Here is a 12,176-nt window from a genome sequence, read left to right as displayed (position 1 = left end):
AACCCTCGGGCACAAGGCAGCCCCCGGCCCTTGACCAGGACCGGGGGCTGCCGCGTTCACGCCTCGGCGCCAGACGCCGAGGCGGCGCTCCACGTCAGGCGCCGAGGTGGCGCTCCACCGTCTCGACCTTCGCGGTCAGACCGTCCGTCACGCCCGGGCGGATGTCGGCCTTCAACACCAGCGAGACGCGCGGCGCCCGGGCCTCCACGGCGGCGACGGCGCGCTTCACGACGTCCATCACCTCGTCCCACTCCCCCTCGATCGAGGTGAACATGGCGTCGGTGCGGTTCGGCAGCCCGGACTCACGGACGACCCTGACGGCGTCGGCGACGTACTCGCCGACCTCTTCCCCCACACCCAGCGGGGTGACCGAGAAAGCGACGATCACGCCTTCACCGCGTCCTCGGCCGCCTCGGCCCGCGCGCGGGAGGCGATGACCGCGTCCTCGGCCTCGCGCTTGAGCTTGCGCTCGGCGTAGAAGCCGCCGAAGGGCAGCACCGAGAGGGCGAAGTAGAGGGCGGCGGTGCCGAAGCTCCACTTGGTGCGGTTCCAGGCGTCCAGCCAGAAGAGGACGTACAGGACGAACAGCAGGCCGTGGACCGCGCCCATGACCGGCACCGCGTTGAAGTCCGTCGTCCGCTTGAGCACCGAGCAGACCAGCAGGAGCAGGAACGAGACGGCCTCCGGCGCGGAGACGAGCCGGAGCCGGTGGAGGGAGGAAGCGGTCTTGATGTCCACGGAGGGGGTCACCTTCGTTCGGTCTTGTGAACGGATGCACAAGGGCCCGTCCATTGTGCACGCCGACTTTGCTGTCTCTTTATCCGGGGGCCCAGTACCTTCCTGGGGTGGCAACGTTCCGACTCCAAGGCAGCAAAGTGCTCGCCGTCTCCATGACCGGCGACTCCGTCAAGGCGAAGAACGGCTCGATGGTCGCCTACGACGGCCAGATGGCGTTCAAGAAGATGAGCGGTGGCGGTGAGGGCCTGCGCGGCATGGTGACCCGCCGGCTCACCGGTGAGCAGATGGAGGTGATGGAGGTACGCGGCCAGGGCACCTGCTGGTTCGCCGACCGCGCCTCCGAGATCAACCTCGTGTCCCTGCACGGCGACAAGCTCTGGGTGGAGGCCAGCAACCTGCTCTGCACCGACGCGGGGCTGCGCACCGGCACCACCTTCACGGGGCTGCGCGGCGGCGCGACCGGCAACGGCCTCTTCACCACCACCGTCGAGGGCACCGGCCAGGCGGCGATCACGTCCGACGGCCCGGCCGTGGTGCTGCGCGTGACCCCGCAGTACCCGCTCCAGGTCGACCCAGGCGCGTACATCGCCCACCAGGGCAACCTCCAGCAGCACTTCCAGTCGGGTGTGACCTTCCGCACCCTCATGGGCGAGGGCGGCGGCGAGGCCTTCCAGATCCGCTTCGAGGGGGACGGCCTCGTGTACGTCCAGCCGAGCGAGCGGAACACGATCGGGGGCGACGTCTGATGCCGTTCCGCGAGATCAACTCGAAGATGGTCGAGGCGACCGTCATCCCCGGGCAGCGCATGTTCAGCCAGCGCGGCGCGATGCTCGCGTACCGCGGCGACGTCACCTTCACGCCGAACACGGCGGGCGGCCAGGGCGGCCTGGTGTCGATGATCGGCCGCCGGGTGGCCGGCGAGGCGACCCCGCTGATGACCGTCGAGGGCAGCGGCACCGTGATGTTCGGACACGGCGGCCACCACATCCAGGTGATCGCGCTCACCGGCGACACCCTGTACGTCGAGGCCGACCGCCTGCTCGCCTTCGACGGCACCCTGGAGCAGGGCACGATGTTCATGGGCTCGCAGGGCGGGGTCATGGGCATGGTCCGCGGCCAGGTGACCGGCCAGGGCCTCTTCACCACCACGCTCAAGGGCCACGGCTCGGTGGCCGTCATGGCGCACGGCGGCGTCATCGAGCTGCCCATCACCCCGGGCCGCCCGGTCCACGTCGACCCGCAGGCGTACGTGGCCCACCACGGCGACGTGCGCAACAAGCTCTCCACCGCGCTCGGCTGGCGCGACATGGTGGGGCGCGGCTCGGGCGAGGCCTTCCAGCTGGAGCTGAGCGGCAGCGGCGCGGTGTACGTCCAGGCCTCGGAGGAGAAGCTGTGAGCACCCCTGTCATCCACGACCCGCACTCCCTGCCGTCGGACGACAACGTCAACCCGTACACCTTCTGCGTGGAGCTCAAGGGCTCCCAGTGGTTCCTGCAGAAGGGGAAGATGATCGCCTACTACGGGCGGATCGAGTTCAACGGCATCGGTCACGGCCGGCTCGACCGGCTGGTCCGGACGTCCTTCCACTCGCCGCTGCACGCGAGCGACTGGGTGGTGGCCGAGGGCAGCGGCAAGATGCTGCTCGCGGACCGGGCCTTCGACGTGAACTCGTACGACCTGGACCAGGGCAACCTGACGATCCGCTCGGGCAACCTCCTCGCGTACCAGCCGACACTGGCGCTCAAGCAGTCGATCGTGCCGGGCTTCGTGACCCTGATCGGCACCGGCAAGTTCGTGGCCGCGTCGAACGGCCCGGTGGTCTTCATGGAGCCGCCGATGCGGGTCGATCCACAGGCCCTCGTGGGCTGGGCCGACTGCCCCTCTCCCTGCCATCATTACGACCACGGCTACATGACCGGCGTGATGGGCGGCCTCCGGGCGCTGACGGGCATCGGCGGCACCTCGGGCGAGGAGCACCAGTTCGAGTTCGTCGGCGCGGGCACGGTGCTGCTGCAGTCGACGGAGCTCCTCATGGCGGAGCGGTCGATCGGCGGGCCCCCCGCGCAGGCGGGTGTGCCCGGCGGGCAGTCGGCGCACGGTTCCGGCCAGGGCGTGCCCGGATCGGTACCGCGCCTTCCCGGCCAGCTCGGCGACCTCCAGCGTCGCTTCGGTCTGTGAGCGGTAGTCTGCGGAGTGTGACGTCCTCGAACGCGCGCTCCCAGACTTCGTCAAGTATTCAACTTCTTAGGTAGAATCCATATATGGAGACCGAGACCGCAGCCACCCCCTGGCTCACCGACGGCGAGCAGTGCGCCTGGCGCACCTTCCTGGACGTCCAGAGAATGCTGACGTACCAGCTGGAGAGGGACCTCCAGCCGTTCGGCCTGACGATGAACGACTACGAGATCCTGGTGAACCTCTCGGAGTCGGCGGAGCGGAGGCTGCGCATGAGCGACCTCGCCTCGGCCACCCTCCAGTCCAAGAGCCGGCTCTCGCACCAGATCACCCGGATGGAGAACGCCGGACTCGTCCGCCGCGAGAACTGCGAGTCCGACCGGCGCGGGCTCTACGCCGTCCTGACCGACGACGGCATGGAGACCATGCGCAAGGTCGCCCCGCACCACGTCGAGTCGGTGCGCAGGCACTTCATCGACCAGCTCAGCGGAGAGGCCCTCGGCGACCTCCACGAGTCCCTGAAGCCGGTCGCGGAGCAGCTCCGCGGCCGCCGCGGCAAGCCGTGACCTGACAGAGAACGCGAAGGGCCTCTCCGGACGACCGGAGAGGCCCTTCCCGCATGGACCGGGGTCAGTTTCCGGTCAGGCTCGCGATCAGCTCGTCGGAGGCCGCGTACGGGTCGAGGGCGCCGGCCACGATCCGCTCGGCGAGCGCGTCAAGACGCCGGTCGCCGTGCAGGTCGCCGATGCGCTCGCGCAGGGCCGTGACCGCGATGGCCTCGACCTCGCCCGCGGCGCGGGCCCGGCGGCGCTCCGCGAGGACCCCGTGCTCCTCCATCCAGGCGCGGTGCTTCTCCAGGGCCTCCACGACCTCGTCGACGCCCTCGCCGCGCGCCGCGACCGTCTTGACGATCGGCGGCCGCCAGTCGCCCGCGCCCCGCGCCTCGCCGAGGCCCAGCATGTGGTTGAGCTCGCGGGCGGTGGCGTCGGCCCCGTCCCGGTCGGCCTTGTTCACCACGTACAGGTCGCCGATCTCCAGGATGCCCGCCTTCGCGGCCTGGATCCCGTCGCCCATGCCCGGCGCGAGGAGGACGACCGAGGTGTCGGCCTGGGAGGCGATCTCGACCTCCGACTGCCCGACGCCGACCGTCTCCACCAGGATCACGTCGAAGCCGGCCGCGTCCAGGACGCGGATGGCCTGCGGGGCCGCCCAGGCGAGACCGCCGAGGTGGCCGCGGGTGGCCATGGAGCGGATGTAGACGCCCGGGTCGGAGGCGTGCTCCGACATCCGGACCCGGTCGCCGAGGAGCGCTCCCCCGCTGAACGGCGAGGACGGGTCGACGGCCAGCACCGCGACCCGCTTGCCCGCCCGCCGGTACGCGCTGACCAGCGCGGACGTCGACGTGGACTTGCCGACGCCGGGCGAGCCCGTCAGGCCCACCACGTACGCGCCGCCGGTGAGCGGCGCGAGCGCGGCCATCACCTCGCGCAGCTGCGGGGACGCCCCCTCCACGAGCGAGATCAGCCGGGCCACGGCCCGCGGCCTGCCCTCCCGTGCCTGGGTGACCAGAGCGGGGACGTCCACCATGTGCAGGGCTCCTTGCCTGGAGTGACTTACTTGCCGGAGACGCGGACGATCAGCGCGTCGCCCTGGCCGCCGCCGCCGCAGAGGGCGGCCGCGCCGATGCCGCCGCCGCGCCGCTTGAGCTCCAGCGCGAGGTGCAGCACGACACGGGCGCCGGACATGCCGATCGGGTGGCCGAGGGCGATGGCGCCGCCGTTGACGTTCACCTTCTCGGGGGTAACGCCGAGGTCCTTCATTGACTGGACGGCCACCGCGGCGAAGGCTTCGTTGATCTCGATCAGGTCGAGGTCCTCGACGGACAGGCCGTCCTTCTTCAGCGCGTGCAGGATCGCGTTGGACGGCTGCGACTGGAGCGAGTTGTCCGGGCCCGCGACGTTGCCGTGGGCGCCGATCTCGGCGATCCACTCCAGACCCAGCTCCTCGGCCTTGGCCTTGCTCATCACGACGACGGCGGCGGCGCCGTCGGAGATCTGCGAGGAGGTGCCGGCGGTGATGGTGCCGTCCTTGGCGAAGGCCGGGCGGAGCTTGCCGAGGGACTCGACGGTGGTCTCGGCGCGGATGCCCTCGTCCTTCGAGAAGACCACCGGCTCACCCTTGCGCTGCGGGATCTCGACCGGGGTGATCTCGGCCTCGAAGATGCCGTTCTTCTGGGCGGCGGCCGCGCGCTGGTGCGACAGGGCGGCGATCTCGTCCTGCTCCGGGCGCTGGATGCCGAGGCGGGTGTTGTGCTTCTCCGTGGACTCGCCCATGGCGATGCCCTCGAAGGCGTCGGTGAGGCCGTCGTACGCCATCGCGTCGAGCATCTCGATCGCGCCGTACTTGAAGCCCTCGCGGGACTTCGGCAGCAGGTGCGGGGCGTTGGTCATCGACTCCTGGCCGCCGGCGACGACGACGTCGAACTCGCCGGCGCGGATGAGCTGGTCGGCCAGCGCGATGGCGTCGAGACCCGACAGGCACACCTTGTTGATGGTGAGGGCGGGGACGTTCATCGGGATGCCGGCCTTGACCGCGGCCTGGCGGGCGGGGATCTGGCCGGCGCCCGCCTGGAGCACCTGGCCCATGATCACGTACTGCACCTGGTCGCCGCCGATGCCGGCCCGGTCCAGGGCGGCCTTGATGGCGAAGCCGCCGAGGTCGGCGCCCGAGAAGGACTTGAGCGAGCCGAGGAGGCGACCCATGGGCGTCCGGGCGCCCGCGACGATCACTGAAGTGGTACCGGTCGTTCCAGACATGAGGCACGGCCCCTTGGGATGAGGAGTGAACGAGGGTTTACCGCCAATGTACTGAGCGGCGCCGCGCCGGGTCACCGGCCTGCCGGTGTGACGGCGCGCACGTTGCGTCACCACCTTCCCGGCGGTGCACTGGAGGCATGCTGACGCGAATCGACCACATCGGGATCGCCTGTTTCGACCTGGACAAGACTGTCGAGTTCTACCGTGCCACGTACGGTTTCGAGGTCTTCCACTCCGAGGTCAACGAGGAGCAGGGCGTCCGCGAGGCCATGCTCAAGATCAACGACACCTCCGACGGCGGGGCCTCGTACCTCCAGCTCCTGGAGCCCACCCGGGAGGACTCCGCGGTGGGCAAGTGGCTCGCCAAGAACGGCGAGGGCGTGCACCACATCGCCTTCGGCACGGCGGACGTCGACGGCGACGCCGAGGCGATCCGCGGGAAGGGCGTCCGCGTCCTCTACGACGAGCCGCGGATCGGCTCCATGGGGTCCCGGATCACCTTCCTGCACCCCAAGGACTGCCACGGCGTCCTCACGGAACTGGTCACCTCGGCCGAGCCGTCCGCTGACCACTCCTCAGCGGAGCACTGACCCCCGGATTCCTGGCCCGGTAGAGTGGGCGACTCCGGGCCGGGGCCGGTCGGGGCTGCCCCGCGTGGCACCGAAGTCGGGATGTCGGGGTCGTCCGATCTGCCACGATTCCCCGGGGGTCCGTCCTCGACCGTGAGGGCGGTGCTCGTTGGAGTGTTGCGACCAGGGGACGGATGGACCGCGCTGTGCGGGGCTACGAACGCCAGGAGAGCCACCGAGCCGAGGACGACCATCTCGCGAGGTTCGAAGCCGAGATGGACCGGCTGAAGACCGAGCGCGAGAAGGCCGTCCAGCACGCCGAGGACCTCGGTTACCAGGTCGAGGTCTTGCGTGCCAAGCTCCACGAGGCGCGCCGCACCATCGCGTCCCGGCCCGCGTACGACAGCGCCGACATCGGCTACCAGGCCGAGCAGCTGCTGCGGAACGCGCAGGCGCAGGCCGAGCAGCTCCGCCAGGACGCCGAACGGGAACTGCGCGAGGCCCGCGCCCAGACCCAGCGCATCCTCCAGGAGCACGCCGAGCACCAGGCCCGGCTCCAGGCCGAGCTGCACAACGAGGCCGTCCAGCGCCGCCAGCAGCTCGACCAGGAGCTCAGCGAGCGCCGACAGACCGTCGAGGCGCACGTCAACGAGAACGTCGCCTGGGCCGAGCAGCTCCGCGCCCGCACGGAGTCCCAGGCCCGCCGCCTGATGGAGGAGTCCCGCGCCGAGGCCGAGCAGTCGCTCGCCACCGCCCGCGCCGAGGCCACCCGGCTCGCCGAGGAGACCAGCCGCCGGGTCGGCGCCGAGGCGGAGTCCGCCCGCGCCGAGGCCGAGGCGATCCTGCTGCGCGCCCGCAAGGACGCCGAACGGCTCCTGACCGCCGCCTCCAGCCAGGCGCAGGAGGCCACCAGCCACGCCGAGCAGCTCCGCTCCACCACCACCGCCGAGACCGACCAGGCCCGCCGCCAGGCGACCGAACTCTCGCGCGCCGCCGAACAGCGCATGCAGGAGGCCGAGGAGAGGCTCCGGCTGGCCCGCGCCGAGGCCGAGAAGGCCCTCTCCGAGGCCAAGGAGGCCGCCGCCCGCCAGCTCGCCTCCGCCGAGTCGGTCAACGAGCAGCGGACCCGGACCGCCAAGACGGAGATCGCCCGGCTCGTCGGCGAGGCCACCAAGGACGCCGAGGCGCTGAAGGCGGAGGCCGAGGAGAAGCTCCGCGAGGCGACCGCCCACGCCGAGAAGATCCTCTCCGAGGCCTCCGAGAAGGCCGTGTCGGCCGCCGCCGAGGACTCCGCCGCCGCGCTCGCCAAGGCCGCGCGCAGCGCCGAGGAGATCCTCACCAAGGCGTCCGAGGACGCCCGGGAGACCACCCGCAAGGCCTCAGAGGAGGCCGAGCGGGTCCGCCGCGAGGCCGAGACCGAGGCGGACCGGCTGCGCGCCGAGGCCGGCGAGCAGGCCGACGAACTGCTCGGCTCGGCCAAGGACGACACCAAGGAGTACCGGGCCAAGACGGTCGAGCTCCAGGAGGAGGCCCGGCGGCTGCGCGGCGAGGCCGAGCAGCTGCGCGCCGAGGCCGTCGACGAGGGCGAGCGGATCCGCAGCGAGGCCCGGCGCGAGGCCCTCCAGCAGATCGAGGAGGCGGCGAAGACCGCCGAGGAGCTCCTCACCAAGGCCCGCACGGACGCCGAGGAGCAGCGGGCCAAGGCCGGCGCCGAGGGCGAGCGGATCAAGTCCGAGGCGATGGAGCGCGCCCAGACGCTCCGGACCCAGGCCGAGGAGACCCTGGAGCGGACCCGCGCCGAGGCCGAGCGGCTGCGCGCCGAGGCCGACGAGCAGGCCGAGTCGGTGAAGGCCGCGGCCGAGGAGGCCGCCGCCGGGCTGCGCGCCGACGCCGAGCGGGCCGCGGAGGCCCGCCGCACGGAGGCCGCCGAGGAGCTGACCCGGCTGCACGCCGAGGCCGAGGCCAAGGTGGCGGCCGCGGGCGAGGAGCTGACCGACGCCCGCGCCGAGAGCGAGCTGATGCGGCGCGAGGCCGCCGACGAGACGGAGCGGCTGCGCACCGAGGCCGCGGAGCGCATCCGCACGCTCCGGGAGCAGGCCGAGCAGGAGGCCGAGCGGCTGCGCGCCGAGGCCGCGTCGGACGCGTCGACCACCCGTACCGAGGCCGAGAGCGCGGCCGTACGGCTCCGCACCGAGGCCTCGGCCGAGGCCGAGCGCCTGAAGTCCGAGGCCCAGGAGACCGCCGACCGGGTGCGGGCCGAGGCCGCCGCCGCCGCCGAGCGGGTGGCCACCGAGGCCGCCGAGGCGCTGGCCGCCGCGCAGGAGGAGGCCAACCGGCGCCGCCGGGAGGCCGAGGAGACCCTCGCGTCGGCCCGTTCCGAGGCCGGCCGGGAGCGCGAGCTCGCCCGCGAGCAGTCCGAGGAGCTCCTCGCCGCCGCCCGCAAGCGCGTCGAGGACGCGCAGGCCGAGGCGCAGCGCCTGGTCGAGGAGGCGGACGCGCGGGCGACCGAGATGGTCACCGCCGCCGAGCAGACCGCCCAGGAGGTACGGGATTCGGTCGCCGGCCTCCGCGAGCAGGCCGACGAGGAGATCGCCGGGCTGCGCAGCGCCGCCGAGCACGCGGCCGAGCGGACCCGTACCGAGGCTCAGGAGGAGGCGGACCGGGTCCGCGCCGACGCGTACGCGGAGCGGGAGCGGGCGTCCGAGGACGCGGCCCGCACCCGGACGCGCGCCCAGGAGGAGTCGGACGCCGCGAAGGCGCTGGCCGAGCGGACCGTCACGGACGCCCTCGCCGAGGCCGAGAAGCTGCGGACGGACACCGCCGAGTACGCGCAGCGGGTGCGCACCGAGGTGACGGACTCGCTCGCCTCGGCCGAGCAGGACGCGGCCCGCACCCGGGCCGACGCCAGGGACGACGCGAACCGGATCCGTTCGGAGGCCGCCGAGCGCGCCGAGACCGCGGTCGGCGAGGCGCGTGCGGAGGCGGAGCGGATCGCCGCCGAGGCGGCCGTGCTCCGCACGGAGGCCGAGCAGGACGCCCAGCGCCTGCGTGCCGAGGCCGAACAGGTCAAGGCCGACGGCGAGGCACACGCCGAAGCACTGCGCGACGCGGCCATCGCCGACAGCGAGCAGGTCCTCGACGACGCCCGCAAGGCCGCCGACAAGCGCCGCGCCGACGCCGCCGAACAGGCCGACGCCCTCCTCGCCGAAGCCACGAGCGAGGCCGAGCGGCTCACCACCGAGGCCGTCGAGCTCATGGAGACGACCGAGCAGGACGCCCAGCGCCTGCGCGCCGAGGCCGAACAGGTCAAGGCCGACGGCGAGGCACACGCCGAAGCACTGCGCGACGCGGCCATCGCCGACAGCGAGCAGGTCCTCGACGACGCCCGCAAGGCCGCCGACAAGCGCCGCGCCGACGCCGCCGAACAGGCCGACGCGCTGATCGCCGAGGCCACGAGCGAGGCCGAGCGGCTCACCACCGAGGCCGTCGAGCTCATGGAGACGACCGAGCAGGACGCCCAGCGCCTGCGCGCCGAGGCCGAACAGGTCAAGATCGACGGCGAGGCACACGCCCAGGCCCTGCGGAACGCCGCGCTGGCCGACGGCGAGCAGGTCCTCGACGACGCCCGCAAGGCCGCCGACAAGCGCCGTACCGACGCCGCCGAACAGGCCGACGCGCTGATCGCCGAGGCCACGAGCGAGGCCGAGCGGCTCACCACCGAGGCCGTCGAGCTGTCCGACGCGGTCACGGCGGACGCGCGGGCCGAGGCCGAGCGGGTCGCGGCGGAGGCCGCCGAGCAGGCCGCCCGGACCGTCGCCGAGGGCGAGCGGGCCAAGGCCGAGGCGGAGGCCGCGGGCGCCGCGGCGCTGGCCGCGGCGCAGCAGGACGCCGAGCGGATCCGTGCCGAGTCGGAGCGGGTCAGGGCGGACGCCGAGGCGGCGTCCGAGCAGATGCGCTCGGAGGCCCGCGAGGAGGCGGACCGGACGCTCGACGAGGCGCGGGAGGCCGGCGCCCGGAAGCGTTCGGACGCGGCCGAGCAGGCCGACCAGCTCATCGCGAAGGCCCAGGAGGAGGCGCTGCGCGCCACCACGGAAGCCGAGTCGCAGGCGGACACGATGGTCGGCGCGGCCCGCAAGGAGGCCGAGCGGATCGTCGCCGAGGCGACCGTCGAGGGCAACTCCCTGGTGGAGAAGGCCCGTACCGACGCGGACGAGCTGCTCGTCGGGGCGCGCGGCGACGCGACGGCCATAAGGGAGCGGGCCGAGGAGCTGCGGGGCCGCGTCGAGGGCGAGATCGAGGAGCTGCACGAGCGGGCGCGGCGCGAGACGGCCGAGCAGATGCGGACGGCGGGCGAGCGGGTCGACAAGCTGGTGACGGCCGCGACGGAGCAGCGTGCCGAGGCGGACAAGAAGGCCAAGGAGCTGCTCTCCGAGGCGAGCTCGGAGGCGAGCAAGGTCCGCATCGCCGCGGTCCGGAAGGCCGACGCGCTGCTCAAGGAGGCCGAGCAGAAGAAGGCCTCGCTCATCGCGGAGGGCGAGGGCATCAAGGCGGAGGCGGAGCGGATCCGGGCGGAGGCCGCGGCCGAGGCGGAGAAGACCGTCGCGGAGGGCCAGCGCGAGCTGGAGGTCCTGGTGCGCCGCCGCAAGGACATCAACGCCGAGATCTCCCGTGTCCAGGACGTACTGGAGGCGTTGGAGTCTTTCGAGACCCCGTCGACGGGAACGAAGTCGGCCGGGGGCGTGGGCGCCAAGGCGGGCGCTTCGGCGGGGACCACCCGTTCGAGTGGCAAGTCCCAGGACGGCTAGCCACTCAAAAGGCTGGACATTCTCCAGATCAAACGGGCATACGCTCGATGACACGCCGCTTCGGCCCCTAGGATTCCCCCTAACACCTCACCGGTCTCATTCGACAGGAAACCCATGAGCGACACATCCTCCCCCTTCGGCTTCGAGCTCGTGCGGCGCGGTTACGACCGCGGTCAGGTGGACGACCGCATTACCAAGCTGGTGTCCGACCGCGACAGCGCCCTGTCCCGTATCACCTCGCTGGAGAAGCGCATCGAGGAGCTCCACCTCGAGACGCAGAACGCGCAGGCGCAGGTCACCGACGCCGAGCCGTCGTACGCGGGCCTCGGCGCCCGGGTCGAGAAGATCCTCCGGCTCGCCGAGGAGGAGGCGAAGGACCTGCGTGAGGAGGCCCGCCGCGCCGCCGAGCAGCACCGCGAGCTGGCCGAGTCCTCCGCCCAGCAGGTGCGCAACGACGCGGAGTCGTTCGCGGCGGACCGGAAGGCGAAGGCCGAGGACGAGGGCGTCCGGATCGTCGAGAAGGCGCAGGGCGAGGCGAACTCGCTGCGTGCCGAGGCGCAGAAGGACGCGCAGTCGAAGCGCGAGGAGGCGGACGCCCTCTTCGAGGAGACCCGCGCCAAGGCCGCTCAGGCCGCCGCGGACTTCGAGACCAACCTGGCGAAGCGCCGCGAGCAGTCGGAGCGGGACCTGGCCTCCCGTCAGGCGAAGGCCGAGAAGCGTCTCGCGGAGATCGAGCACCGCGCCGAGCAGCTCCGCCTGGAGGCCGAGAAGCTGCGTACGGACGCGGAGCGCCGGGCCCGCCAGACGGTGGAGACCGCGCAGCGCCAGGCCGAGGACATCGTGGCCGACGCGAACGCCAAGGCCGACCGGATCCGTTCGGAGTCGGAGCGCGAGCTCGCGGCGCTGACGAACCGCCGCGACTCGATCAACGCGCAGCTGACCAACGTCCGCGAGATGCTGGCGACGCTGACCGGTGCCGCGGTCGCCGCGGCGGGCTCCCCGATCGACGACGAGCGCGCGGCCGGCGTCCCGGCCCAGCAGTCCCGGTAACGAGTCGGCAGCACCCGCCGAAA

11 protein-coding genes are annotated in these 12,176 nt (G+C 72.7%); 7 read left to right on the top strand and 4 right to left on the bottom strand.

Annotated elements, in window-relative coordinates:
- Positions 1 to 94 precede the first annotated feature (94 nt).
- Positions 95 to 388 carry an MTH1187 family thiamine-binding protein gene (locus tag ACIQFX_RS33190; RefSeq protein ID WP_376489516.1) on the bottom strand — a complete coding sequence of 98 codons (294 nt, stop codon included), beginning with the start codon at positions 386 to 388 and terminating at the stop codon, positions 95 to 97.
- The gene (locus tag ACIQFX_RS33185; RefSeq protein ID WP_402470892.1) at positions 385 to 738 is read right to left on the bottom strand and encodes a DUF3817 domain-containing protein; all 354 of its coding nucleotides are present in this window, start codon (positions 736 to 738) and stop codon (positions 385 to 387) included. The genes ACIQFX_RS33190 and ACIQFX_RS33185 overlap by 4 nt, the downstream gene beginning before the upstream one ends.
- 107 nt (positions 739 to 845) lie before the next feature.
- On the opposite strand from ACIQFX_RS33185, the gene ACIQFX_RS33180 reads away from it, so the two are divergent.
- The 4 genes from ACIQFX_RS33180 to ACIQFX_RS33165 all read left to right on the top strand — a co-directional run bounded on the left by ACIQFX_RS33180 (position 846) and on the right by ACIQFX_RS33165 (position 3,479).
- Positions 846 to 1,484, top strand: a complete 639-nt coding sequence (locus tag ACIQFX_RS33180; protein ID WP_026057632.1) for an AIM24 family protein — start codon at positions 846 to 848, stop codon at positions 1,482 to 1,484.
- A complete protein-coding gene (locus ACIQFX_RS33175) occupies positions 1,484 to 2,134 on the top strand; it encodes an AIM24 family protein (protein ID WP_402470889.1) in 651 nt (216 codons plus the stop codon). The genes ACIQFX_RS33180 and ACIQFX_RS33175 overlap by 1 nt, the downstream gene beginning before the upstream one ends.
- Positions 2,131 to 2,916, top strand: coding sequence for an AIM24 family protein (locus ACIQFX_RS33170; protein WP_402470886.1), 786 nt, complete (start codon positions 2,131 to 2,133; stop codon positions 2,914 to 2,916). The genes ACIQFX_RS33175 and ACIQFX_RS33170 overlap by 4 nt, the downstream gene beginning before the upstream one ends.
- A gap of 83 nt (positions 2,917 to 2,999) precedes the next feature.
- On the top strand, positions 3,000 to 3,479 hold the full coding sequence (locus ACIQFX_RS33165) for a MarR family winged helix-turn-helix transcriptional regulator (protein ID WP_402470885.1): 480 nt from the start codon (positions 3,000 to 3,002) through the stop codon (positions 3,477 to 3,479).
- Between the two features lie 64 nt (positions 3,480 to 3,543).
- Here the strand turns inward: ACIQFX_RS33165 and meaB are convergent, their stop codons facing one another.
- Both meaB and ACIQFX_RS33155 read right to left on the bottom strand, forming a co-directional pair.
- A complete protein-coding gene (gene meaB / locus ACIQFX_RS33160; RefSeq protein WP_402470884.1) occupies positions 3,544 to 4,500 on the bottom strand; it encodes a methylmalonyl Co-A mutase-associated GTPase MeaB in 957 nt (318 codons plus the stop codon).
- Between the two features lie 26 nt (positions 4,501 to 4,526).
- The gene (locus ACIQFX_RS33155; RefSeq protein WP_402470881.1) at positions 4,527 to 5,729 is read right to left on the bottom strand and encodes an acetyl-CoA C-acetyltransferase; all 1,203 of its coding nucleotides are present in this window, start codon (positions 5,727 to 5,729) and stop codon (positions 4,527 to 4,529) included.
- 137 nt (positions 5,730 to 5,866) lie between these two features.
- Between ACIQFX_RS33155 and mce the strand changes: the two genes are divergently transcribed.
- The 3 genes from mce (at position 5,867) to ACIQFX_RS33140 (ending at position 12,153) form a co-directional block, all read left to right on the top strand.
- Positions 5,867 to 6,319: a methylmalonyl-CoA epimerase gene (gene mce / locus ACIQFX_RS33150; RefSeq protein WP_402470878.1), complete on the top strand. Its 453-nt coding sequence runs from the start codon at positions 5,867 to 5,869 to the stop codon at positions 6,317 to 6,319.
- Positions 6,320 to 6,504: 185 nt separating this feature from the next.
- On the top strand, positions 6,505 to 11,103 hold the full coding sequence (gene scy / locus ACIQFX_RS33145; RefSeq protein WP_402471002.1) for a polarized growth protein Scy: 4,599 nt from the start codon (positions 6,505 to 6,507) through the stop codon (positions 11,101 to 11,103).
- A gap of 114 nt (positions 11,104 to 11,217) precedes the next feature.
- The gene (locus ACIQFX_RS33140) at positions 11,218 to 12,153 is read left to right on the top strand and encodes a cellulose-binding protein (RefSeq protein WP_017236114.1); all 936 of its coding nucleotides are present in this window, start codon (positions 11,218 to 11,220) and stop codon (positions 12,151 to 12,153) included.
- The last annotated feature ends 23 nt before the right edge of the window (positions 12,154 to 12,176 follow it).

The sequence above is a fragment of the Streptomyces sp. NPDC093089 genome (assembly GCF_044754405.1).
Lineage (GTDB): Bacteria > Actinomycetota > Actinomycetes > Streptomycetales > Streptomycetaceae > Streptomyces.
This window is presented reverse-complemented; position numbering and strand designations above follow the sequence as displayed.

What these genes read in the sequence shown, in the direction of transcription:
- ACIQFX_RS33165 (WP_402470885.1), top strand. Translation starts at nt 3,000, where the DNA reads ATGGAGACCGAGACCGCAGCCACCCCCTGGCTCACCGACGGCGAGCAG.
- mce (WP_402470878.1), top strand. Translation starts at nt 5,867, where the DNA reads ATGCTGACGCGAATCGACCACATCGGGATCGCCTGTTTCGACCTGGAC.
- ACIQFX_RS33140 (WP_017236114.1), top strand. Translation starts at nt 11,218, where the DNA reads ATGAGCGACACATCCTCCCCCTTCGGCTTCGAGCTCGTGCGGCGCGGT.
- ACIQFX_RS33155 (WP_402470881.1), bottom strand. Translation starts at nt 5,729, where the DNA reads ATGTCTGGAACGACCGGTACCACTTCAGTGATCGTCGCGGGCGCCCGG.
- ACIQFX_RS33175 (WP_402470889.1), top strand. Translation starts at nt 1,484, where the DNA reads ATGCCGTTCCGCGAGATCAACTCGAAGATGGTCGAGGCGACCGTCATC.
- meaB (WP_402470884.1), bottom strand. Translation starts at nt 4,500, where the DNA reads ATGGTGGACGTCCCCGCTCTGGTCACCCAGGCACGGGAGGGCAGGCCG.